This window comes from Desulfoprunum benzoelyticum (genome assembly GCF_014201505.1).
Lineage (GTDB): Bacteria > Desulfobacterota > Desulfobulbia > Desulfobulbales > Desulfocapsaceae > Desulfoprunum > Desulfoprunum benzoelyticum.
Genome location: NZ_JACHEO010000008.1, coordinates 39,545 through 63,445 on the forward strand (window position 1 = coordinate 39,545; position 23,901 = coordinate 63,445).

General features: G+C 57.1%; 18 protein-coding genes and 1 pseudogene. All 19 read right to left on the bottom strand.

The annotated features are described in order from the left end of the window. Positions 1-5 precede the first annotated feature (5 nt). Positions 6-455, bottom strand: a complete 450-nt coding sequence (locus HNQ81_RS08405) for a hypothetical protein (RefSeq protein ID WP_183350294.1) — start codon at positions 453-455, stop codon at positions 6-8. Between the two features lie 116 nt (positions 456-571). Then, positions 572-2,533 (bottom strand): anaerobic carbon-monoxide dehydrogenase catalytic subunit, encoded by a 1,962-nt coding sequence (gene cooS / locus HNQ81_RS08410; protein WP_183350296.1) that lies wholly within the window; start codon positions 2,531-2,533, stop codon positions 572-574. Between the two features lie 285 nt (positions 2,534-2,818). Next, a complete protein-coding gene (locus tag HNQ81_RS08415; protein WP_183350298.1) occupies positions 2,819-3,598 on the bottom strand; it encodes an ATP-binding protein in 780 nt (259 codons plus the stop codon). A 60-nt stretch (positions 3,599-3,658) separates the two neighbouring features. Further along, positions 3,659-3,946 carry a DUF3110 domain-containing protein gene (locus HNQ81_RS08420; protein WP_183350300.1) on the bottom strand — a complete coding sequence of 96 codons (288 nt, stop codon included), beginning with the start codon at positions 3,944-3,946 and terminating at the stop codon, positions 3,659-3,661. A 107-nt stretch (positions 3,947-4,053) separates the two neighbouring features. Further along, the gene (locus HNQ81_RS08425) at positions 4,054-4,944 is read right to left on the bottom strand and encodes a dihydropteroate synthase (RefSeq protein WP_183350301.1); all 891 of its coding nucleotides are present in this window, start codon (positions 4,942-4,944) and stop codon (positions 4,054-4,056) included. Between the two features lie 145 nt (positions 4,945-5,089). Then, positions 5,090-6,433 carry an acetyl-CoA decarbonylase/synthase complex subunit gamma gene (gene acsC, locus HNQ81_RS08430; RefSeq protein WP_183350303.1) on the bottom strand — a complete coding sequence of 448 codons (1,344 nt, stop codon included), beginning with the start codon at positions 6,431-6,433 and terminating at the stop codon, positions 5,090-5,092. Positions 6,434-6,517: 84 nt separating this feature from the next. After that, positions 6,518-8,731 carry an acetyl-CoA decarbonylase/synthase complex subunit alpha/beta gene (acsB, locus tag HNQ81_RS08435; RefSeq protein ID WP_183350305.1) on the bottom strand — a complete coding sequence of 738 codons (2,214 nt, stop codon included), beginning with the start codon at positions 8,729-8,731 and terminating at the stop codon, positions 6,518-6,520. A 57-nt stretch (positions 8,732-8,788) separates the two neighbouring features. Then, positions 8,789-10,819: an anaerobic carbon-monoxide dehydrogenase catalytic subunit gene (gene cooS, locus HNQ81_RS08440; protein WP_183350307.1), complete on the bottom strand. Its 2,031-nt coding sequence runs from the start codon at positions 10,817-10,819 to the stop codon at positions 8,789-8,791. Between the two features lie 68 nt (positions 10,820-10,887). After that, on the bottom strand, positions 10,888-12,441 hold the full coding sequence (locus HNQ81_RS08445; protein WP_183350309.1) for an acetyl-CoA decarbonylase/synthase complex subunit delta: 1,554 nt from the start codon (positions 12,439-12,441) through the stop codon (positions 10,888-10,890). Positions 12,442-12,652: 211 nt separating this feature from the next. Further along, positions 12,653-14,596, bottom strand: a complete 1,944-nt coding sequence (locus HNQ81_RS08450) for an ASKHA domain-containing protein (protein WP_183350311.1) — start codon at positions 14,594-14,596, stop codon at positions 12,653-12,655. Positions 14,597-14,929: 333 nt separating this feature from the next. After that, positions 14,930-15,724, bottom strand: a complete 795-nt coding sequence (locus tag HNQ81_RS08455; RefSeq protein ID WP_183350313.1) for a cytidylate kinase-like family protein — start codon at positions 15,722-15,724, stop codon at positions 14,930-14,932. Positions 15,725-15,770: 46 nt separating this feature from the next. Further along, complete coding sequence (locus HNQ81_RS08460) at positions 15,771-15,953, bottom strand: hypothetical protein (protein WP_183350315.1); 183 nt, start codon at positions 15,951-15,953, stop codon at positions 15,771-15,773. Between the two features lie 308 nt (positions 15,954-16,261). Next, positions 16,262-17,152 (bottom strand): bifunctional methylenetetrahydrofolate dehydrogenase/methenyltetrahydrofolate cyclohydrolase FolD, encoded by an 891-nt coding sequence (gene folD / locus HNQ81_RS08465; RefSeq protein ID WP_183350317.1) that lies wholly within the window; start codon positions 17,150-17,152, stop codon positions 16,262-16,264. A 91-nt stretch (positions 17,153-17,243) separates the two neighbouring features. Further along, positions 17,244-19,016 (bottom strand): formate--tetrahydrofolate ligase, encoded by a 1,773-nt coding sequence (locus HNQ81_RS08470; RefSeq protein WP_183350319.1) that lies wholly within the window; start codon positions 19,014-19,016, stop codon positions 17,244-17,246. 797 nt (positions 19,017-19,813) lie between these two features. Next, entirely contained in the window at positions 19,814-21,319 is a 1,506-nt protein-coding gene (locus HNQ81_RS08475; protein ID WP_183350321.1) for an ATP-binding response regulator, read from the bottom strand. 82 nt (positions 21,320-21,401) lie between these two features. After that, positions 21,402-21,788: a response regulator gene (locus HNQ81_RS08480; protein WP_183350323.1), complete on the bottom strand. Its 387-nt coding sequence runs from the start codon at positions 21,786-21,788 to the stop codon at positions 21,402-21,404. A 48-nt stretch (positions 21,789-21,836) separates the two neighbouring features. Then, entirely contained in the window at positions 21,837-22,763 is a 927-nt protein-coding gene (locus HNQ81_RS08485; protein WP_183350325.1) for a methylenetetrahydrofolate reductase, read from the bottom strand. Further along, a complete protein-coding gene (locus HNQ81_RS08490) occupies positions 22,763-23,428 on the bottom strand; it encodes a methylenetetrahydrofolate reductase C-terminal domain-containing protein (protein WP_183350327.1) in 666 nt (221 codons plus the stop codon). Before HNQ81_RS08490 ends, HNQ81_RS08485 begins: the two co-directional genes overlap by 1 nt. A gap of 20 nt (positions 23,429-23,448) precedes the next feature. Continuing rightward, positions 23,449-23,817: pseudogene (locus HNQ81_RS08495) on the bottom strand (hydrogenase iron-sulfur subunit); the annotation flags it as partial. Between the last annotated feature and the right edge of the window lie 84 nt (positions 23,818-23,901).

Below are 23,901 nucleotides of genomic sequence, written 5' to 3' on the forward strand. Positions count from 1 at the left end.
CCACCTCATTCATCCCGTTTCACAACTGGCGGTTCCTTCCATCGCGCCAGAGCCGCCAGTTCCTTTTCGATCAACTGCACCTCACCGGCGGTGGCCTGCCGCTTTTCGACGCTGTAGAGAGGGGAATCGGCGAGGTGGCCACTCTTTTTGTAGACCACGATTTCATAGCGGTCCGGTTCTTGGAGCAGGTCCTCGACCCACAACACCTTGTCGATATCGAGGGAAAACCGGCGGCAGATTTCCCGGGCGAACTTTTCCGGGTGAGCCGAGATCGACAGCCCGTCACCCGTCCGCGCATAGACGCAGAGGAAGGGCTTGAGGTGGCGCACCCGTCCCCTGTCCCCATCAGGAAAGGCCACGATCTTCAGATCATAGGTCCCGGGAAACCAGGCGATGGGGTCATACTCGTCATGTTTTTTCCCATCCCAACTGTACTTGCCGTCAAAGATCTTCATGTTTTCAATATATTGCAGCCGTTCCGAGAAATCCAGAAGAAAAAAGGCCGTTCTCCGGCGTCTGGACGGGTGTCAACCCCAACGCGCCGGAGAACAGCCTCAAGCCACCCGATCGATCAGGCTGTGGCGTCGAGGATCCGCCTGTCGGCCATATCCATCAGGACCCGCTCCCTCGCCTTGTCGATCCCGAGGGCCTGACGTTTCTTATCGATGTGAGCGATCATCAGCCGGGCCATCTCCAGCGGGTCGTCGGCGAAGCCCCACTTGCCGAAGCCCTTGGTCTCAAGCTCCTCGAACAGGTGCTTCTCGAACTTGGTGCCTTTGGTCATCGGGAAGGTGTGGCCGAAGATGGTATATACCCCCGAGGCCACGAAATACTGGCCGATCGCGATGGCCTTTTCACTCATCCATTCCGGGGCGCATCCGGCCGCCGGCAGATCGGCGATCGTTTCGCCCAGACCGCCGGTCCGCACCATTTTCGAGGCGGCGATGAGAATCCGGCTATTGTCGACACAGGAGCCAAGCCCCAGAACAGGCGGCATTCCGACCGTTTCGCAGACCTCGGCCAGACCAGGACCGGCCATTGCCGCGGCCCCCGGCCCGGTGAGTCCGGCCTTGGCCAGGGCGAGCTGCGAACAACCGGTCTGCAATACCAGGACATCGTTTCGGATCAGTTCCTTGACCAGTTCAACGTGGGAGAAATCCTGCTTCGACCGGGGATTTGTGCAACCAACCACCCCGGCAACCCCGCGGATCCGGCCGTTGATAATATTTTCGTTGAGCGGTTTGTAGCTGCCCCTGAACGAACCGCCAAGCATATAGTTGATATACTCATAGCTGAAGCCGTGCACCCCGAGTCCGGTTTTGCGCGGGATCTCGATCGTTTTGCCGCGAGTCTTGAAACGGGTTATCGCCTTGATGACGATCTCTTCCGTGCACTTGAGCGGATCATGCTCGTCAAGCTGGATATGCAGGGCGCCTTCGATTTTCGCCCGATAATTCGTGGTGATGAAAGGCGTGTCGTAACATTCGGCAACCCGCTTGAGATCCTGTTTGATACACTGGACATCGACGCACATCGCATCGACGGCCCCTGTGACCAGGACGGCCTCGGTGGAGGAAAAGTTGCCGGCATGGGGCAAACCGTGACGGGAGAGGGCGTCAAGACCGGAGCAGCACATGCCGATCAGGTTGATCCCCTTGGCCCCGGCCTCGATCGCCATCTTTTTGAGTTCCGGATCAGCGGCGGAGATAATCATCGCCTCGAGAAGGATGGGCTCGTGCCCGTGGACGATGATATTGACCTTGTCCTCCTTGAGTACACCCATCCCCACCTCAACCTCCACCGGTGACGGTGTCCCGAACAGGATGTCGGTGATGTCGGTTGAAACCATCGAGCCTCCCCAGCCATCGGCCAGGGCCGTCCGCGAGATCTGTTTGGTCAGGTTTTCGTAATCCTGGTCGACGCCGATCGCGGTCCGGTGCATCATCTCCATGATCTCCCGCATCGCCCCGCGCGGCACGATCCCTTCCTTACGCCAGGACTCAAGGGTCTTCGGCGGCACCCTTTTCATCATCGGGATCTCGCCGTCGACCTGGGTATAGGTCTTCTCCAGTTCAGCATAGAGATCGAGGGCGATCTCCTTCAACTCCCGTCCCTCCGTGACGATGTCGAGCGCCTTGGCAACCTCCAGCAGTTTCATCGGATCCTGAATTTTGAAATCCGTGTTTTTACCGTTGATGACGTCGCGGAAAAGCTCCAGCATTCCCATGCCGTGATCGGTGTGGGCGGCGGTTCCGGCCGCTACCATCCTCCCGAAATTCCTGGCGACGATGGTATCGATGGTGGCGCCGCAGATACCGACCCGGTCATACGGAGAATTGACATTCATCCGGCACGGCCCCATGGAGCAATGCTTGCAGCAGGCCGACTCGGCACCGATCGGACAGGCCTTCATGTTGCTGGCCCGGTCAAAAAACAACTCCACCCCATCCTTCCGGGCCTTGGTGATCATCTGCGCTGTCGCCTCGCAGGTCGTAAGATCGGATACGTTTATGAGTTCCTGTAATTTGGCCATAGCACTTCTCCTGGTCTGATAAGAAAAGAGACACACGTGCGGACTCCCCTTCCGGCAGCGGGGTTATCACGACGGCGCGTTTCCGCCTTCTGCCCTTTTTACGCTGACTATCGGCGGTGACATTGAGAATGATTCCCAGGATAATGATACACCACATCGTGGTATTGTCAAGCCGACAGGAGAACAACACGCCCTGCCGGCACTGCAGGACAACGTGATAGGAGATATACGAGAAAAACGAGGGAAAAAGAGGCCGATAGTGACGGGAGGCGAGCTCCCGCCACGTTATCTTTTCAAGGCGATAAGTTTGTCGACGATGGTGGAAAGTTCGCTCGGCGCGGTTTTGAGGTCTTCATGCGGTCGCCGCCCTTCGCGATCGGCGGTGACGATCTCCTGATCCTCGGGAAGAAACCCCAGAATCTCGAACCCCGGCAGTGACTGACGGATGAGTTCCTCGTCCTCCGGCCCATTGACCCGATTGCCCAGGACGATGATCTTCTTGATGCCGATATCCCGACCAAGCTTGCGGATTTTCTCGGCGGCCGCTCGGCTCCTCGCCCCGGGATTGACGACGATGACCAGGGCATCGACGGAAGAGGAGGTGGCACGGCCGAGATGTTCGATTCCGGCCTCCATATCCATGATGACGATATCGTCGCGATAGAGGACCAGATGGGTCATCAGCGCCTTGAGGATCGTGCTCTCAGGGCAGATGCAGCCGGAACCGCCGGTCTGGACCGTGCCCATGACCAGCAGTTTGACGCCGTCGCGCTCCAGCGAGAACCGGTCGGGGATATCGTCGACTTTCGGGTTCAGGGTGAAAAAGCCGCCCATTGTCCCGGGTTTGGCCCCGGTTCTTTCGGCGATCAGCTCGGATAGTTCGGAGACAGGGCGGATCGGCTGGTCCTCGGGGATGCCGAGACCGGCCGCAAGATTGGCTACGGGGTCGGCATCGATGGCGATGACCGTGTTGCGGGTATCGGCGGCCAGCGAACGGGCGAGCAAGGCAGTGACGGTAGTCTTGCCGACTCCGCCCTTTCCACCGATGGCGATTTTCAGACTCATGGTTGAATTCCTCCTAATCCTGTATGGCAAACGAGGGTATACGGCAGGGCAGTCTGCACTTCATCTGATAATATGTCCATCCTTGTCGACCATCGCTACCATAAATCCGTTTTTTTCAGCAATTTCTTTCAATTCATCGACATGCACCGCCTGGACCTCGTACTTCCTACCCTTTTCCCGGGGCAGGGTCAGCAGACAATCAGCCGCATCATCTCTGGATGTGAAGGCTGGGATAAAATCCACGTCTCGTTCCTTGTCATGCAGGCCGAAGAAATGCTCGTTCGGTCCCGGATCGCAGACCACGGCATAGATCCAATCAGCCCGTTGCACCTTTTCTTCCATCTTCATTAATCCTCTCAGAGCTAGGCCATGACAGTCTGGTGTCTTGGCCGGTTGACGCAAAAAAGCCCCATTCGCACAGGAATGGGGCTTTCATTTTGCAACATGGAAATCGATCAGATTTCCAGATACGAATCGGAGAACAGGGTTTCACCCATGATGACCTTGACGGTCTTGACATAGTCTCCCAGTTCCTTCGACAAGGCGCTCGGATCTGGTGCAGCACCATCCATCGCCTGGTGGACGACCTCGACGATATCGGGCCGCTGGCCCTTGGCCACCGCAGTCAGATTGGTGTCGAGCGGATCGGAAATAACAGCTTTCATGCCATAGCGCTCGAGCATGATCATGTAGGTGGTATTGAGGATCGGCCGCAGATGCACCGGCGGACCGTTGGAGATGTTCGACAGACCGCAGGTGCTCAATGCCCCGGGAGCGATGTCCTCGAGCATCATCTGGAAATTGAGAAGACTCACGCTTTGGGCCTGCTGGATATTGACCGGCGTGACAATACCGTCAACCCAGATCTTCTCGTTCGGGATGCCGGCCTCGTTGGCGGCATAGAGCAGTTCAACACAGAGGGCGGCACGCTCGTTCTCGTCCCGCGGCAGACCGTCCGGTCCCCACATCAGGGCAACGATATCGGCCTCGTACTTGGCTGCGATCGGCAGCATGACCGTATACCGCTCGGGACGGGCCATGATCGAGTTGACGATATGCGGCTTGCTGGCCGGTTTGAGCACCTTCAAACCTTCCTCGATAGCGGCGATATTGGAGGTGTCGAGGAGCAGAGGGATTTCCGGCACCACCTCCTGGACCACCTGGCAGACCCACGGCATCAGTTCGTGGCCGTCTTTTTTCGACGGTCCGAGGTTGATGTCGATGTAGTCCATGCCCTTTTCCTTCTGCTCGAGAGCTTCGGCCTGAATGGGCTTGGGATCGCGTTCTTTATAGGCCTTGCCGATCACCTTGGAGATTACATTCAGGCTTTCGCCGAATAGGATCATAGTTTTCCTCCTTTACCAAATTAAATAAAAAAAATCGTTTTTCTGGAGCCAGAAACATTGCAGAGACCACCGGGATCGCAGATTACCAGTGGTCTCTGTATTATACTGAAAATACAACAAACCCCATTAAACAAGACTTGTCCGTCTACTGTCTCGCCTTGAGGAATCCGGCGATATGGGCTGCCTCACGCGGCCCAACGGTGACCGTCCAGCCGCTCAGTTCCTCCTCGACATCTCCGGCAATGGCTGCCGCATATCCGGGAATGATGATCTCGCGGGTCTTGACCTTGTCGGCGATGCCGCTCTTCTTGACAAAGGCGCCGACATCATCGCCGCCGAATTTTCCGGCAGCCCAGGCGGTCAGTACCGAAAGGCCTTCCGAATCCTTGACCAGCAGCCATGCCGGAACACGGCTGGCCTCGATCTCACCGGAAACGATGAAGTAGGTCAGGGCGAAATTAGTCGTCACCAGTACCGGCGAATTCTCACCCGGGTTGCCGATTTCAAAGATGCCCTCGGTAACCGTCATCGGCCGCTGCGGGTCGGTGAAAATATTGAGCCGCTCCAGGAGCAGTGGGAAGACAACCTCGGTGGCCAGATCGGACAGAACGACGATGCTGCCGTATTTGGCGACGAACATGCTTGCGATAAGGCCTTCCATATCAAGGTTCGAGGCCATCTCGCAGGGGAAGACGATGGTCGGGAAACCGACCGCTCGATTACCGTCTTTCAGAGCCGAACGTCGCATCCCGACCAGATCGGTCAGGGCCGGCTTCAGTTCCCTGGCGCCGCTGTCGATGACAAGATCCTTCAGTCCCATCGCCGTCAGTTTGTCGGTGAGGGCAATAACGCCGTCAATCGAATCAGCTTTGACCGCCAGGGGCAGGCCGTTATCCTTGGCAAGTTTACCCATGGCATCGGCATTGGCAGCAGTGGCGGCATAAAGCAGCGGCCGCTTGAATCCGCAGGCTTCGACCGCGGCAGCCATGACATCGGCATCCTCGGTCATCAGCACCAGGTTGAACTCCGAGGTCTCGGCAACCTGTTTGGCAAGAGTCGCAAAGGCGGCCTTATCGCCGTTGACATCCTTCAAGGCGACCAGTTCCGGCCGCAGGTTGAGGCCGACGCGCTCATACTGGATTGCATTCCAGACCTTCAGCTTGGCTTCGGTATCGGCGGCGGAAGTGTCCGAGGCCAAGAGGCCGGCGAAGGCGGTCGGGTTGAAAAAGGTCTTCTCGTGACGATACAGTACCGTCTCACCGCCGACCGTAACCTTACGCACGCCCTTGCCGATCACTACCGGTCGAATCGGCGGCGCCGAGGCCTCCGCCAGTTGCGCCCTGGCTTCATCCGATACGTACGGACAGGAGTCGAGTTCCGCCTTGCTCGAAGCAAGGTTCATCGCAAAGGCCAGACAGGTTGGGACACCGCATTCCTTGCAGTTGGTCTTGGGCAGAAGTTTAAATATCTGTATACCTGTTAACGCCATTTCTATAGTCTCCTTATATGTGTTCGGAGCAATCGCTATCGTGCCCGGCCGGATGCAGCACCCGGCCGGATCTTCTCTGCCTGTCTAGCCGATGAGAGGTTCCATGGTCAGTGCCGGATGTCCCTTCTCCTGGAGGAATGGCAGGATATCTTCCTCGGTGATGCCGACAGTCTCATCGGCAATCATATCGGCAAAATTCTCAACGCCCATCTCCTTGCCGCGGATATTGATCTTGTCATACAGTTCGTCCTTCAACATCTTCGGCATCCATACCATGCGCAGGAGACCGCCGTCACCAAGGATGAACTTCTTCTGGGTGACGTTGAACTTCGAATGGCCGACAAAGCCAGGTGAAGATGCGCCACCGCCCATGACGCCGGCGAGGGTGGTGAACTTCATGCCGGAAGGCGTATCACCGCTGTAATCGCGGCCGACGGTCATGATACCGTTGCACGAGGGCAACATGGCGGCGATACATTCGCAGCAGCCGCAGGTCGTCATCGGCGCATGGACCATCGAGTAGAAATTATAGGTTTCGACCGCGCCCTTCGACGCTTTCTTGATGAATTCATCGACACCTTCGAAACGACCGCGTTTCGGATCAAGGACCTTGCCCTTCAGTACCGGCTGGTTCGGCCCGGTGGGGTTGATCTCGAAGGAGGCCTTGCAGTCCATCCAGTTATAGGCGCCGCAGAGTCCGGTCCGCTCGGGACTGACCGTACAGACATGGCTCGGGGCAAACGACTGGCAGAGCGTACAGGAGTAGAAGGTATCGACATCCTCGTCGGTCATCTTGTCGACGCGCTCGTCACGGACCTTGTACTCGGACCGGGCCCAGGCGGTCAGTTTGTCGACATCTTCCTTGTTGGTGTACAGTGTTACCTGAACTTTATCTACGATCTTCTTGAAATCCTGATGGAATTTAGCATGCAGCACTACACCGATATCCTTCAAGGTGAACCCTTTCTCGATTGCCGCTTTGCTCACCCGGACCCAGGATATATCCCGCTGCCCGATGTGCATGATACCCTGGATATAGTTGATCAGATGGTGGATCTGCCGCTCCATGATCGGCTCGAAATCGGTCTGGAACTCACGGCCGGCGATCTGGATAAAGATGCCGAGCGGCAGGGTCTCCCCCTCCTTCATGTCACCGATATCCTTGCCGACAATGATGACCTTGCCGTCTTCGATCTCACTCATCTCCGCCATTTTGACAAGCTCGGTGCACTGCGTCTTGCCGCCGCCCATCTGGCAGTAGAGGTCACCGCCGCGAACACGCTCACCCTCGAAGGCCGGACCGAAGGCGCAGGGGATGTCGATCTCGGTGATATTGATCTTAAGGCCGCGCACCTCGACCGATTTCTGGCAGATCTCGGTGTGGGGAACGTTGGCGACGACGTGCTCGTAGGTGCAGATACCGGTCGGCAGGATCTCGGGGATATCGGTGTCGGCCAGGGTCGGGAAACCCCAGTTGACGGCGCCGGCGGCAGCAACGGCCCATTCGGTGCCGACATCGCCGAGGGCGTTGACGAAGGCGAAGATACGGTTCTTGTTGTACATCAGTATCTTGCGATAATCGCCCGGCTCGACGCCACCGAAGGCCATCGCGGCCCGGTTGGCAAAACCGAGGGCAAAAACGGCCGAGGAAATATCCGGACCGAACGGGACGATACGGGTGCTCCAACCGACCTGCATGCCCGCCTCGAGACACTGCTCGATAACGGTCTTGCCGTTGTGGTTGGCAGCACAGAAGATATAAAGGCTCTTTTTCTGATAATCCTCGACGATCATCTTGGCGGTGGCGGCATCCGGAGCGGCACCGACGATCGCGGCGAAACCAGGGGCCGAACCGTCGACGAACTCGACACCACGTTTACGCAGAATGGTGTCATCGGCCGGACCAACCCAGATCTTACCGGCCTCGATGTCCGGATCCTCGCCGACGACATAGAAATCGGGCTCACGCAGAATGCGCAGGGCCTCTTTGACTTCATAGGCGAAGATGCCGGCCATGCCGGCATCGAGCAGCGGACCGAGATACGGGAGATGGTTGGCCCCTTTGACATGCGGCGGCAACAGACCGCGGGCGAAGGCCATCGGTTTCTTGAGGTCCTCGAGGGTCTCGCACTTCATACCGGTCAGTGAATAGATGACCGGTAGATAATAGGCCGTGTTCGGAAAACCAATTTTGGTACTGGCATCGTAGGTCTGAAGGGCTTTTTCGAGTTCGCCTTCCACCTGGGAAACAACTTTATAGCCACCCTGTATCGCGGCGAATGCAACTAATTTTGACATGCTTTCCTCCTTCTTTGAGGATCGATCGAACAGTTACGGTAAGATTGCCTACCAGAATTATTCCATTCCAAGTTTCTGTCTGTCGGCCATATCCATCAGGACGCGGTCGCGGGCCTTGTCGATGCCCAGTGCCTTCCGCTTCTTGTCGATGTGGGCAATCATTTTGTGGGCGTGCTTGACCGGGTCGGCCTCACAGTCCCACATACCGCCATACATATCTTCCATCGTCTTATAGAGGTAGTCTTTGACGACAGGCGCACCCTCAAGCGGCAGCGAGTAGCCGAAGACGGTGTAGACACCGGAGGAGACGAAGTACTGGCCGATGGAGATTGCCTTTTCACTCATCCATTCCGGGGCGGAACCGGCCGCCGGCAGGTCGCAGATGTCGTTGCCTAGCCCACCGGCCTTGACGACCTCGGTCGCGGCCAGCAGAATGCGGCTGTTGTCGACGCAGGAACCGAGATGGAGGACCGGCGGGATGCCGACCGTCTCACAGACCTCGGCCAGACCAGGCCCGCAGTGAACCGCGGCGGCGCCAGGGGTCAGCAGACCGTGGATACCGGCGGCGATAGCGCTGCAACCGGTGGTAAGGACGATGACATCGTTCTTGATCAGTTCCTTGATGATCGTGATATGCTCTTCGTTATGCTTGGTGCGAGCGTTGTTGCAACCAACCACGCCGGCGATACCGCGGATCCGGCCATTGATGATATTGTCATTCAACGTGTAATAACTACCGCGGAAAGAACCACCAAGATGGTACTGGATCGATTCGACACCGAAGCCGGCAATCTGGGTGGTCTTATGCTGCGGAATCATTACCTCGGCGCCACGGTTCTGGAAGTTCTCGACAGCCATTTTGACGATACGCATCGCATCCTGCATCGCATAGTGCTCGTCGAACTCGATGTGGATGACATTTTCCTGCTCCATCCTGGCGATGGGGTGTGTCGTGATGAGTTTGGTGTGGAAGCATTTGGCGACATTGGCCAGATTCTGGAAGATGCACTGGACATCGACGACCATTGCATCGCAGGCCCCGGTGATGATCGCCAGTTCCTGCTGCAGGAAGGTTCCTGCCGGCGGAATGCCGTGCCGTTGAAGCAGTTCGTTGGCGGTGCAGCAGATACCGCTGAGCTGAATGCCCTTGGCCCCGTTCTGCTTGGCCAGATCAATCATCTCCTGGGACTGGGCGGCAGCGACGATCATCTCGGAGAGCAACGGCTCATGACCATGGACGATGATGTTGACATGATCGGCCTTCATGACGCCAAGATTGGCCTCAGCCTGCAGCGGCGCAGGAGTCCCGAACATGACATCCTGAAGGTCGGTACCGATCATCGAACCGCCCCAGCCGTCAGCGATGGACGCCCTCGCTCCTTGTTTCAACAGGTTCTTGTAATCCTGATCGACACCCATGTGGGTCCGGTGCATGATTTCAACAATTTCCCGATCAATATTACGAGGCTTTACTCCCTGTTTTTCCCATTTATCCTGCAATGGTTGCGGCGCTCTTTTCAGATAGCTGAGGAATCCGTCAGTTTTTCCCCATTCGGCCACCGCAGCCTCAGCGACCCCCAAGGCGATCTCGTCGATATCCCGATCCAGCTTCTTGCCATCGACCTCGACCGTCGTCGCGACACCAAAATACGGAGCGATCGAAATCAGCTTGGCCGGATCCTTGATGGTATAGTCCTTGGTCTCCTTGCGAGCGACGGAGAGAAAAGTCAAAGCGACGCCACGGCCGTGATCGGAGTGGGCGGCGGCACCGCCAGCTATCATCCTGATCCAGTTTCGAGCGGCGATGGTGTTCGGGGTGGCCCCGCACAATCCTTTCCTGGTGTCGTCGCCTTGCACTCCGCCCTTCGGCAGCGGCAGACGGCAGGGACCCATTGCGCAGTTCTTGCAGCAGATACCCTGCATGCCTATGGCGCAGGGTTTCATGGTTACGGCACGATCAAAAACGGTTTCTATCTGGAGCTTTTGGGCACGTCGTATCATCTCCTGGGTCGACACCTCGATGGAAGCCTCCATCGGGTCTGCCTGTTGCGGGGCTTTTACGGCACTCACTTTTGTTTCTTCTGCCATGAGAAGTTCCTCCTCGAATAATAATCAAATAACCAATGTATCTTTTGCCATAACGAACCGCAGTCGGATCACTGCACTCGTTTGTGGAACCTGTTGAGCATTGCCAGGATCTTCTCCTGCTCGGTCAACTGCAGCGTTGCCGCCGTCATGGTAACCGGGCCCGAAACGGCAACATGCGCAGCCGCGCTCTTGCGCTCTTTTGCCCTCTTCTCCTGCAGGGCCTTTTCTTCCGCATCCCGGGCCTGTCGTGCTGCGGCTACCGCATCCGCTTCCGCCTTGGCCTTGGCTTCCGCTTCAGCCTTGACTGCCGCCTCGGCATCAGCTTTCGCCTTGGCTGCTGCTGCCGCCTTGGCCGCTGCATCGGCCTCCGCCTTCGCCTTGGCATCGGCCTCAGCCTTGGCCTTGGCTTCCGCGTCGGCCTTGGCAGCGGCGGCTGCATCTACAGCCGGAGCGGCCGGGGCCGCCGCCTTGGCTTCAGCCTTCGGGGCCGGGGCAGCCGCTGCCGCCGGGGCGGCCTTTGGTGCTGCGGCCTTGGCGGCCGGGGCAGCCGGGGCAGCCGGCGCCGCTTTTTTCTTTTCTTCTTCGATGGTCAGATCAAGTTTCGGGGCCAGGGCCGCAAAATCGACTTTCACATCGCCCAGTTTCTTGGTGATGGGGGCCGTCTCCTTGGCTGAGCCGCCATCGGCGAGGATCTTGATGAAATCTTTGGCCAGCCGGATCGATTCCGGATGGCGCATGATGAGCATGCTCGAACCGGCCATCAGATAGGAAACGGCGCCGATAGCCTCCATCATGATACCGCGCTTCTCGGGATCACCGAGGAGAGGGGCATCGTCGACGCCCTGTTTCGCTTCCTTGCACTTCCATACCTCGTTGCCGAGATTGTTGATCATCGGAAACTGCAGTTTCTCATCGCCTTGGGCCATCGCTGCCAGTGTCAACCGCTCCATGACCGAATACGAGTACTCAAGTCCATAACCGAGTCCGCCGGTAGTGGGATCGACCAGCACTCTGTCCATCGGCATGCCGAAGTTCTCGAGCAGGATGTTGATCTGCTTGGCCAGGTTGACATCGATCGGCGAAGAGGCGATGACACTGTGGCCATATCCCATCGCTGCGGCGGCGATGCCTTTGTAGTTCTTCTCCTCAACCGGCCCAAGCATGAGGTTTCCATTCTGACAGACCTCGCAGACAACCTTGAAGACCTCTTCGTCCTTGGTCGGGTTGGCGCATCCCCACACGATCAACGGGACATTGATCGCATCCATGACCTTCTTGACCGTTGCCGCCGCCGCATCGGCCTTGGCATCTTTGTCGTTCGGATCGATACTTTTCAACTGCAGAACGATGGCTTCAGCGCCAAATTGTTCGACACATTTTTTAGCCCATGCTACCGGATCAGCCGTCACGTCCTTGAAATAGGCAAGAGCCGGTTCCGCCCAATCTTCCGGTTCCATGTCCCAAATTTCCATGGCAATAAGCGGCTTGTTAGGCATCTCGCCTTCGAACGTATAAAAGGGATAGCAACTCTGGCCGCCAACTTTCCTGGCTGCGTCGCCCTTGCCGATGGATATCTCCTTTATGCCTCCGGTATAGGATTCCTTCTTCATTTCAAATCCCACGACTACCTCCTTGCATCTGAGTGTTATACTCCTCAAGGTTCCTGTGCCATAGGTCAGCCTTGTCTGCTGTTATTCGGCTGCCTATAACGCCAACCTCCCCTTTTACTTCCAAATCAGCTACTCCAACTGCCAAACATCACTTCCAATATGTCGAAACGGTCTTCTGGGCGAAGTCCCCGGTACAGCGGGCAATCCCTCTCCAGATCGACAGTTATTGTCTTCCGCGCCCCTCGATACGTTGCTTTGTCCGCGGGAATTTCTCGATCTCCGTATGCGGCAGAAACATCGCCGCCACATAGTTGCTCATATAGGAAGGTGTTTCGGACAATTCAAAATTTGTCATTTTCTTCGTCACTTCCACCACATCCTTACGAATCCTTTTGGTCAGCGAACTCATTCGAGCACCCAAAAGCGACCCGTTGCCAATAAATGTCACCCGGTCTGCCTCGATCTCCGGCAGAAGACCTATGGTCATAGCCCGGTCGAGATCGATATAGCTGCCGAAGCCGCCGGCCAGGATGATGTGTTCTATCTTGTCCATCGTCAAACCGACCTCTTCCAGTAGCGTCATGCAGCCACTGTAAATCGCCCCCTTCGCCCTGATCAGATTATCGATATCCGGTTCGGACAGGGAGATATCACGGTCAATCAGCGTCTCCTCGCGCCAGGCAAGGACATATTCCCAAATACCATTGTTGCAGCGGATGCGAGGAGTGTTGAGATCGCGGTTGAAATGTCCCCGGTTGTTGATAACCCCCATCTCCAGCATCTCAGCGGTCATGTTGATCAGCCCTGAGCCGCAGATCCCTTTCGGCCGGATATTGCCGATGGTCAGAAGCATCGGTTCAAACGTCACCGGATCGAGCGAAAAGTCTTCGATCGCACCCTTTGAGGCCCGCATCCCGAATTCGATGCCGCCACCCTCGAATGCCGGGCCGGCTGAACAGGCGGTGCATGCCAGCCAGTCCCTGTTGCCGATAACTATTTCGGCATTGGTCCCTATGTCGAGATACAGAGTCAGCTTCTCGCTCCGGTACAACCCTGATCCCATGACCCCGGCGACAATATCGCCACCGACATAGCTCGACACCACCGGGTAGAGGAGAGCGATAACCTTGGGATTGATATCGATGCCGATAGTCACGGCGCTGAATGGGGGATAGAGCGATGAGGCCGGAACATAGGGGGCTCTTCTGAGGTAACGGGGTTCGATATCCACCAATAATTGGGTCATGGTGGTATTACCGGCCAGGGTGATGGTCGCAATGTTGTCACCATCGACCTTGGCCTGGCGGAGTATCTCCCCGATAACCTTGTTGATCGTGGCGACGACAACTTCCTGCAGCTTTTTACGCCCCTCAGGTTTTTCAGCATAGATGATACGGCTGATGACATCCTCGCCGTAACTGATCTGACCGTTAAATTCACCGTATTCACCAAGGCACTCACCACTGCTCAGATCGATCAGCTGACCGTAAACGGTCGTCGTACCGATATCCATCGCGACGGCGTAATTCGCTGCCGTGGTGTCACCAGGCTGGACATCGATAATCAGGGTTTTGCCATTGTCACGAACGGGTCGCACCAGGGTAATGGTGATCTTGAAGTCGTTTTGGCGGAGGACATCCGGTAATTTTCTGATGACCGCCAGAGTCAGTTCCAGCTTGTGCTCATCACTCTGCAACTTGAGATATTCAATCAATCTCGTGACATCCGGCATATTGTTCTGAACGTCCGGCGGCGACAACTGAAGGAATTTTTTTTCTACCGGTGGGATAAACAGCCCCTGCTCTTTCAGGCTGTTGAAATCAATATGCTTGATTGTGGCCTTACGTCGCGTTGACGCCTGCTTGTTGAGGACACTGACATCGATTGACGATTCGACCGGAATACGGACCACCACATCGGCAGTAACCTCGGAAAGACAGGCAAGGCGATAGCCTTTCGCGACATCTTCGGCACTGAGTCTCTCAGAGACCCCTTCGGCTACTTCGCCCTGTTCAATCAGGACCCGGCATTTACCGCAGACACCTTCACCCCCGCAGGAGGCATTGATATGAACCCCGGCATTGAGGGCGGCCCGGATCAGACTTTCCCCGGCAGGCACTTCTATCTCCCTTTGATGAGGAAGAAATGTCACCTTGTTCATTTGCATGTGTCGCTCCAACACGGGTCACCGGGCCGCTCGAAATTGAACAGAAAATCATCAAAGACAGGAGACCAAGAACATTCAGAGAGAAATATCATAGTAGAAATTTTTGGCATCATAGCAGGGAGGGAAAGCATTTGCTTAAATATACACGAGTTCCCAGATAAACAATCATTCTTTTTGTTCGGGTGTATCATCATTTGTCTTGATAAGAACCTTTCCTATTTCTTGATGACCAAAAATAAAACTCATGCTCGTTTTTTTCGACAAAAAGCGGCAATTAGCGGCCAAAATTTATCTAAATATCTGTCATTTCATTTAATTCAATTGAATAACCACTCAATAGTAGGGAGCTATCCTGATCTCCAGCGATCCCATGCCGTCCATGCCGGCAAGGACCTTTTCAATTCTGGTGACAATCGCCGGCGACTGTTCTTCGGGGGCCTTGACATGGACATGAACCCGACCTTCATCAACAAAGACCCCAGCTGTCGGATAATCGAACAGTGCCGCCCTGACCTCGGCGGTAAGCGCCAGATCTCGTATCCTCCGGACAGAGGCATCGGTCGGAAGGTAACACGGAAAGTCGACCGCTTTACTAATCAGCTCGACGGTGTTATCGACGCTCATTGCACTGATGTTGATCACCATATCATACAGTCCTGGATCGACGATATCGATACCGTAAAGCAACAATGCCCACTTACGGCGTTCTTCATCGTCGATCCCCAACTGCCTCCGCGCCTCATCACGGGATATCTTCGTTCGTTCAGCCTCAGCCGCGACCCGCTCCTCCATGTCGGCAATGATGCGCACCTTCAGGACGTGAGCGACATCCCGGAGAAAAAACTGGCCTGCAACCCCATGATAGACATGCTTGTCATTCTTGAGATGCTTCAAAATCGACGAGGAAATGAAATTGACAAAGCGCTCCCGCCCGAAGGATTGTCGCTCAAGGATCTGGACTGCATACTGGAAATTATGCATGATCTTCAGTTCAGGGATATCATACTCCATGCTCGACTCCAGAATCGTATCCCTCGAAATGCAAGCATATCCCAGGATTGCGGCCACTTTGAGCGCAACTTCCTTGCCCCGGTAATAGCTGCCCCGGGATATGCTGATGATCGGCATAGTCCTCCCCTTGTCTCAGGCGATTACGCACCCCGAGAAAAAACCGTTATTTCCCCTCTACCTTGCAGGTTTTTGGATCAAAGGACACCTTGCACTTGGGGCAGGTGACCTGTTTATCGATCTCATCGGAAAACAATTCCATCTCCGCCTTGCAGGCAGGACAGGCGACCTTGATCGCACTCAATGACTTGTTGCTTTCAAAACCTGGACAATGTTGCTGATCCGTCATGACGAGCCTCCTTCTTCTGACTGTTCATTCTCTGCATGACCCCTTTCCGATCCCCTTCCCCCCTCCTGGTGATAAGCGACAACGGTATCGTCAGGAACTCGTGCCGTTTTTTTTTCCTGCCGCCGCCTCTCCTTTTCTAAAAAATGAATAGCACAGGACGGGCGGTACTTGCAGTACAGTTCAGGATCACTGCAGGAAAGGCAGGCATCACAGAGATAATATTTATGCTTCAAACACATGTACGAAGCTTCTTTCTCCGGGTGATTCCTGCACTTTCCCATTTCAATTTTTTTCAGACTCGGCTCTGCCTACTCGAGACGCAGCCAGGCAGATTTTACCGTATTCTTCATCAGCATCGCTATCGTCATCGGGCCAACACCGCCGGGAACCGGGGTGATCTTGCCGGCAATCTTCTTCGCCTCTTCAAAATCGACGTCACCCTTAAGAATGGCCTTGCCGGTGGTTTCGTTGACGCCAACCCTGTTGACGCCGACATCGATAACCGTGGCACCGGGTTTGATCCACTCCGGCTTGACCAGATCGGGAACGCCGGCGGCAACGATGAGGATGTCGGCGCGCTTACAATGGGCGGCGAGGTCCTTGGTCCGGGTATGGACGATGGTCACCGTACTGTTGGCACCCGGTCCTTTCTGGGCCATCATCATCGCAATCGGCTTGCCAACGATGTTTGAGCGGCCGACCACCACAACCTCAGCCCCCGAAGTTTCGGTGCCGGAGCGGACAATCAGCTCCTGGATGCCGGCAGGGGTACAGGGCGGATACTTGACTTCGCTGCCGCCGATCATCAGACGACCGACGTTGACCGGGTGGAAGCCATCGACATCCTTGTCGGGATCGATGGCGTTGAGGACCTTCTTCTCGTCGATATGCTTGGGGATGGGTAGCTGAACAAGAATGCCGTCGATGGTCGGGTCGTTGTTGTATTTGTCGATCAGGGCAAGGAGGTCGGCCTCGGAGATATCCACTGGTTGACTGTCCTGCACCTCATGGAAACCGAGTTCCTCGGCTGTCTTGATCTTCAGGGTCACGTAACTGATCGATGCCGGATTTTCGCCGACGAGGATCGTAACGAGGCCGGGGCCCCGGCCATGTTTGGCCTTCATTTTCCTGACCTCTTCGGCCAACTCCGCAAGGATCTCCTTACGAATCTGGGTTCCACTGATAAGCTCTGCAGTCATGCTTGTTCTCCTTCAGGTTAAAAATACTGAAAACCTGCTATTGCCGACGGGCGGAAATACAACGGTCCTCCCGCCGGCTGGACCTGATAAATTAGAACACACCCTTGACCTTGCCGGTCTCAACATCGACATCGACCCGTTTGAAGGCCGGATTGGAGCTGGTTCCAGGCATCAGGCTGATGGCACCGGCCACCGGCACGATGAAACCGGCGCCGCCGTAAGTGAGGACCTCGCGAATGGTCAGGCGCCAATTCTGCGGCACACCCTTGAGCGACGGGTTGTCGGAAAGCGACAGGTGGGTCTTGACCATGCAGATACCCATCTTGGCCAGTTCCGGATCGGCCTGGAGTCGCTCGATGGACTTGTTTGCAGCCGGCGAATAGTCGACGCCGTCGGCACCGTAGACTTCCTTGGCAATCAGTTCGATACGCTCCTTGATCGGCATGTCGAGGTCATAGAGGAATTTGAAATCGCTCTTGTCCTCGCAGGCCTCGACAACGGTCTTGGCGAATTCGATGGCCCCATCGCCGCCTTTTTCCCAATGGCGGGAAAGGGCAACCCTGGCGCCTTCGGCCTCGCACAGCTCGCGGACCTTGGCGATCTCGGCGTCGGTATCGGTGTAGAAGGCGTTGATGCAGACGACCGGGGCAATGCCGGCCTTGCGGACGTTACGGATGTGGTGGAGAAGGTTGGCGCAGCCCTTGGCCACCCACTCGACGTTCTCCTCCTTGTACTCGACCGGCATCGCCTTGCCGGGGACCGGCACCGGAGCGCCGCCATGGCACTTGAGGGCGCGAATGGTGGCGACAACGACGGCGCAGTCAGGCTTGAGCCCGGAATAGCGGCACTTCAGGTTCCAGAATTTTTCGAAGCCGATATCGGCGCCGAAACCAGATTCGGTGACATGGTAATCGGCCAGCTTGAGGCCTATGCGGTCGGCGATGATGGAGCTCTGGCCGATGGCGATATTGGCAAAGGGGCCGGCGTGGACGATGACCGGTTGCCCTTCCAGAGTCTGCATCAGAGAGGGATTGAGGGCCTCGACCATCCAGGCGGTCATCGCACCGGCGACCCCCAGGTCTTCGGTGGTGACCGGTTTGCCGGTCTTGGAATAGGCGACAACGATTTTGCCCATCCTCTCCCGCATATCCTTCAGGTCGGTGGCCAACGACAGAATGGCCATGACCTCGGAGGAGACGGCGATGCCGAACTTCGATTTCATCATGAAGCCGTCGGACTTGCCGTTGACGCCGTCGATACCGATGATGATATTGCGCAGGGCCTGGCAGCAGAAATCCATGATAAAGCCCATCTCAACATTGGTCGGATCGATGTCGAGCCGCTTCATGCCGGACAGTCGTTCCAGCTGCTCGTCATTGTAGTTTCTTTCATGCTGGAGTCTGGAGGTCAGGGCGACCATGGCCAGGTTATGGGCGTTCATGATGGCGTTGATGTCACCGGTGAAGCCGAGGGAGAACGGAGTCAAGGGGATGCACTGAGCGAGGCCGCCGCCAGCTGCCGAACCCTTGATATTCATGGTCGGACCACCGGAAGGCTGACGGATGGCGGCGCAGACTTTCTTGCCGATCTTACCCAGACCCTGGACGAGGCCCATGGAGGAGGTGGACTTGCCCTCGCCGAGCGGCGTCGGGGTGATGGCGGTAACGTCTATGTACTTGCCGTTCGGTTTGTCTTTCAGCCGCTCGAGGACCTTGCGGAAATCGATCTTGGCAATGTAATGTCCATGAGGAAGCAACTCATCCTTGGTAAGACCCAGCTGTTCGCCGATCTCGTAGATCGTCTTCATTGTTTTTTCAGCGTCTTCAGCAATTTCCCAGTCCTGGTGTTTTGTTGGATCTAGCATATGGAATCCTTTTCACGTTGTTTCGACCCACGGGATGGTCAAAATTGATTGATGACGTTCTGCATCTGCAAGTTGGGCACAACTCGCCCAAGTTGCAACTTTCCCACACTGCTTTCCCCCGGAAAATCGCCATTCACGCCGCCAGAGGCCCCCGACCACCTCATAACAGCACTCATTCCGGAGACATACCCTTCCCTTATTGCCAGAATACAGCAAAAAAATGGGCAATCGCGTAATCCATCGAGTTGTAAAGTTTAATTGGATGAAGTTGTAGCTTAACGACAAGGTCAAAGCAACTCATTTCTTCACGCAATTTGCCATTCTTACTGATAAATAATTATGATATGTATATTAAGACGCATTAATTGACCGCACCCATTCTCCTTGGTATTTTTGACATATGCAAGTATTTTTTCGAGTAGGTTGAAAATGATTCACAGCATCCGGTTTCTTCCCGACAATGTCTCAATCGATGTGGAGACTGGTGAGAGTATCCTGACGGCGGCAGCCGACGGGATTTAGAAGTACACGCGGACTGCGGCGGCGAGGGCGTCAGGCTGGCCTGCACTTCCAGGGTCATTTCGGACCTTGTCGTCCGCATTCCGGCCACCGTCGGCGCGGATGGCAGGCCCCTCGCCTGTCGGCCGAAGACGACGCAGCCCCTCCGCACGATCGCTCGAGACACTCGTCGACACCCGGGAAACAGCGCCTCCGGTCCGCAAGATCGCCCTGCATCTGCCGCCGCCGGAAGCCGGACCTGACCCCGTCCACCGTCACCGGAATACATCGCGGGATTGTCACTCGACGGCGGCCAGCTTCTCCATTGCGGCGGCATCGACTTCGGCCAGCGGGAAATGGAGAGAGAAGGCGGTGCCGACTCCCGGTTCGGACTGGACGTCGATATAGCCGTTGTGGGCCTCGACCACGCTCTTGACGAGCGCCAGTCCCAGGCCGGAGCCGGTGATGTGGCGCGTCGCCTTGCCTTTGACCCGGAAGAAGCGGTCGAAGATGTGCGGCAGGTCGTCCTTGCCGATCCCGATCCCGGAATCCCGGACGACGAGACAGGCCTGCCCCCCGGCCAGGGAGGTGGCGATCTCTATCCGCCCCCCCTCCGGCGTGTATTTGACCGCATTGGAGATGATATTGAGAAAGGCGGTGCGCAGGTGGTCGTAATCGACATTGATCCACCAGTCATGCGGGCAGGGTTTGTAGTCCAGCTGCAGTCCCTTGCTCTGCGCCTGCGGGGTGACGATATCGATGATGTCGGCGAGAATTTCGTGTCCTCGCACCGGCTCCAATCTGAAGATCACGGTGCCGCTCTCGAGCTTGGACAGATTGAGGAGGTTTTCGATCAACTGCAGCAGATCGCGGGTCCGGACGATCATCCGTTTGTGGAGGGCATTGCAGGAGTGCAGCGCCTCATATGGGCAGTCGACCTGGAGGGCGTAGATCATCTGCTCGATCGAGGCGAGCGGCGCTTTCAGTTCGTGCGCCACCATCGCCACGAAATCCGATTTCATCCGATCGATTTCCTTATGGGTGCTGATATCTTCAAACACCGTCACCGACCCAAGGATGCCGCCGCCGCTTGACCGCACCGGCGAACAATGGGCCCGGAGGTAGCGACGGGAAATCGATCCGGGAGCGAATTCCCGGGTCACGACCTGCGTGCCGTCGATGGCCTCGAAGACCATCTCCACCGCCGCCCCGTCCTTGATCGAGGCCGCCAGCGGCTTGCCGACGACCGGATCGGTCTGGATCTCGAGTATATTGATGGCCGCCGGGTTGTGATGGACCACCACCCCTTCCCGGTCGGTGATGATGACCGCCTCGACCATGCAGCCGAAAACCGTCTTCAGCCGACTCTGCTCCTGGTTGATCGCCGCCAGGCTGAGGGTGCGCTCCTCGCGCAGCTGTTCCGCCTCGGCCTGCAGCCGCAGTTTGTCGACCGCCTTGCCGACGACGATTCGGATATAGTCGGGAGTAAAGGGTTTGCCGACGAAATCGAAGGCCCCCTGCTTCATTGCCGAGACTGCCTTCGAGACCGTGGCGAAGCCGGTGATGACGATGACCTCGATTGCCGGCCGGTTTTCCTTGACCCAGCTGAGGACGGCGAAGCCGTCGATCCCCGGCATCATCAGATCGAGCAGGAGGATGTCGCACCCCTCGGCGCTGATGATCTCGATGCCCCGTTCACCGCTTTCAGCCTTGGTGATGACATAGTCCCTTTCCGCCAGGGCCCGTTCGACCCCGTCGCGAATGACCTTCTCATCGTCTACGATCAGGATGCGGATTGCGTCCATAGTTGACTCCGGCCGGCGAATTACGTTCACCGAAGCGGCCCCGGCTCCCTCCCGGACCAGCGGAGGGAACCGGAAGTCCGGCTCACTTCAGCCAGTGTTTGATAAGATTGAGCAGTTCCATCGGTTCGACCGGTTTCGGCATATAATCCTCGGCCTGACTCTCCAGCATGTCCCGATGGGTATAGGTGCTGGTCGTGACCCGGTCGGCCACCGCCGTCAGCAGGATGATCGGAATCTTCGCCGTCTGCGGATCGGCCTTGAGCTTGGCGCAGGCCTCGTGTCCGTTCATCACCGGCATCATGACATCGAGGACAATCAGATCGGGTTTCTCCTCGGCGACGGCCTCGAGCCCTTCGGCGCCGTCATAGGCCACCCGGACAGCGTAGCCTCCGTTCTCGACTATGACCTTGATCGCCTCGACGAAATCGGGATCATCATCCACCAGCAGAACCTTCTTCTTGTCAGCCATATTTCTCCTCCATTGGTCGTACAACGTTATCTTCCAGCTTCTTGTCTCTCAGTCTACAACCGGCCGGGGCAGCAATCCAGCCCCACCGATGATTTCCTGCAATTTTTCCTCCCACTCGATCGCCATCACGTGGACCCCGGCGATTCCCTCCATCTCCTTCAGTTCCTGAATCTGCTCGATGCACATCTCGATGCCCTTGGCGGCCTGCTTCTCCTTCGGTTCATCGGCGATGCGCTTGATCACCGCGTCGGGGATGTCCATGCCGGCGACCATCTTCTTCATGAACTTGGCCATCCCCGCCGACTTGAGCGGGGTCACCCCGGCCAGGATCTTGACCTTCTCATGCAGCCCCTGGCGCTTGGCATCCTCCAGATAGGTCTTGAATTTGTCCATATTATAAATGCACTGGGTCTGGACGAAATCGGCGCCGGCCATCATCTTCATCTTCAACCGGGGCACCCTGATCTCGAACGGATCGGCGAAGGGATTGACGGCGCAGCCGATGAAGAACTTCGGCGCCCCCTCGAGCTTCTGCCCGGAGGGAAAGACCCCCTCGTCGCGCATCGTCCTGACCAGGTGGATCAGCTGCATCGAATCGATATCGAAGACGTTCTTGGCCTGGGGATCATCGCCGAATTTCTGGTGATCCCCGGACAGGCAGAGCATGTTCCGCACCCCCAGCGCCGAGGCCCCGAGCAGGTCGGACTGCAGGGCGATGCGGTTGCGGTCGCGCACCACCATCTGCAGCAGGGGCTCGATCCCCATCTCCTTGAGCAGTACGCAGCCGGCGACCGAGCTCATCCGCACCACCGAGGTCTGGTTGTCGGTGACGTTGCAGGCGTCGACGTTGCCCTTGACATAGGCCGCCTTCTTCCGCACGATCTCCGGATCGGCGCCGCGGGGCGGACCGCATTCGGCCGTCACGGCGAAATGGCCGGCGGCGAGGACCTTTTCCAGATTGCTTCCCGCTTTCATCAGATCATATCCTCCCTGACAATGCGGCGAGGGCCGCCATCTCTTGAGGTGTTCCATCCCTTGTAGGGTTTCAGCTTGGTGTAGTTATCCATCTGGTCGAGGGCCTTGAGCCGGTCGATGATCAGCTGCCAGCCGCAGGGGGTATCCTTGCCGACCTCGCAGTGCCCCTGTACCGAACCACCGCAGGGGCCGTGGAACAGCGATTTGGCACAGCGGGTGACCGGACAGATGCCGCCGGTCAGGTGCAGCACGCAGTCGCCGCAGCCCTGGCAACGCTCGGCCCATTCGCCCTGGCGCTCGGTGACGCCGAGAAAGCCGGTGTTGATCCCCGGCAGCAATGGGGTGGTGGTGTACTTCTCGGCCAGGAACTGGATGCCGGCGCCGCAGGCAATCGACAGCACGGCCTGGTAGTCATGGACGTAGGAGCGCATCTGCTCGATATACTCGGGATCGCACTGCCGTTCGAGACAGACCTCCTTGATCGTTATCTTCTTCCCCGCGGTCTCCCGCGCCAGGCGCAGGGTCGAGGACAGCACCTGAACCTCCTTCTCCCCTCCCACCCGGCACACCGTCACACAGCCATAGCAGCCGGCAACGACAATCCGGTCATAGGGATCGACCATCTCCAGAATCTCCTCGATGGGTTTCGGCGTTCCTGTGATCATTGTACTCCTCCTGAGGCCGGTCAGGCCGCGTTCTTCCGGGCGACATTGATGGAACTGGGGCCCAGTTCCCTGATCTGCCCGACGAATTCATTGACATAAGCGGCGAATTTCGCCCCCTCGCCGGCACTGAGATTGAACATCCGGATCCGGTCGCCGCCGATGCGGATGCTCTCGAGAATCCCGGCCACCCGGGCCACCCGGGCCCGGGCCCGGATATTGCCGGAGAGATAGTGGCAATCCCCCTCCAGGCAGCCGATGACCATCACCCCGTCGGCGCCGTTCTCGAAGGCCTCGAGCAGCAACGTCTCCTCGATCCTCCCGGTGCACGGCAGCATCACGATGCTGGTCGACGCCGGGTACCGCCTTCTTTCCGAACCTGCCAGGTCCGCGGCGGTGTACGCTCAATGACGACAGGCAAAGATGATGACGTTGGCGGTGAACTCATCCATCATGCGACTCCTCCACGGTTATGG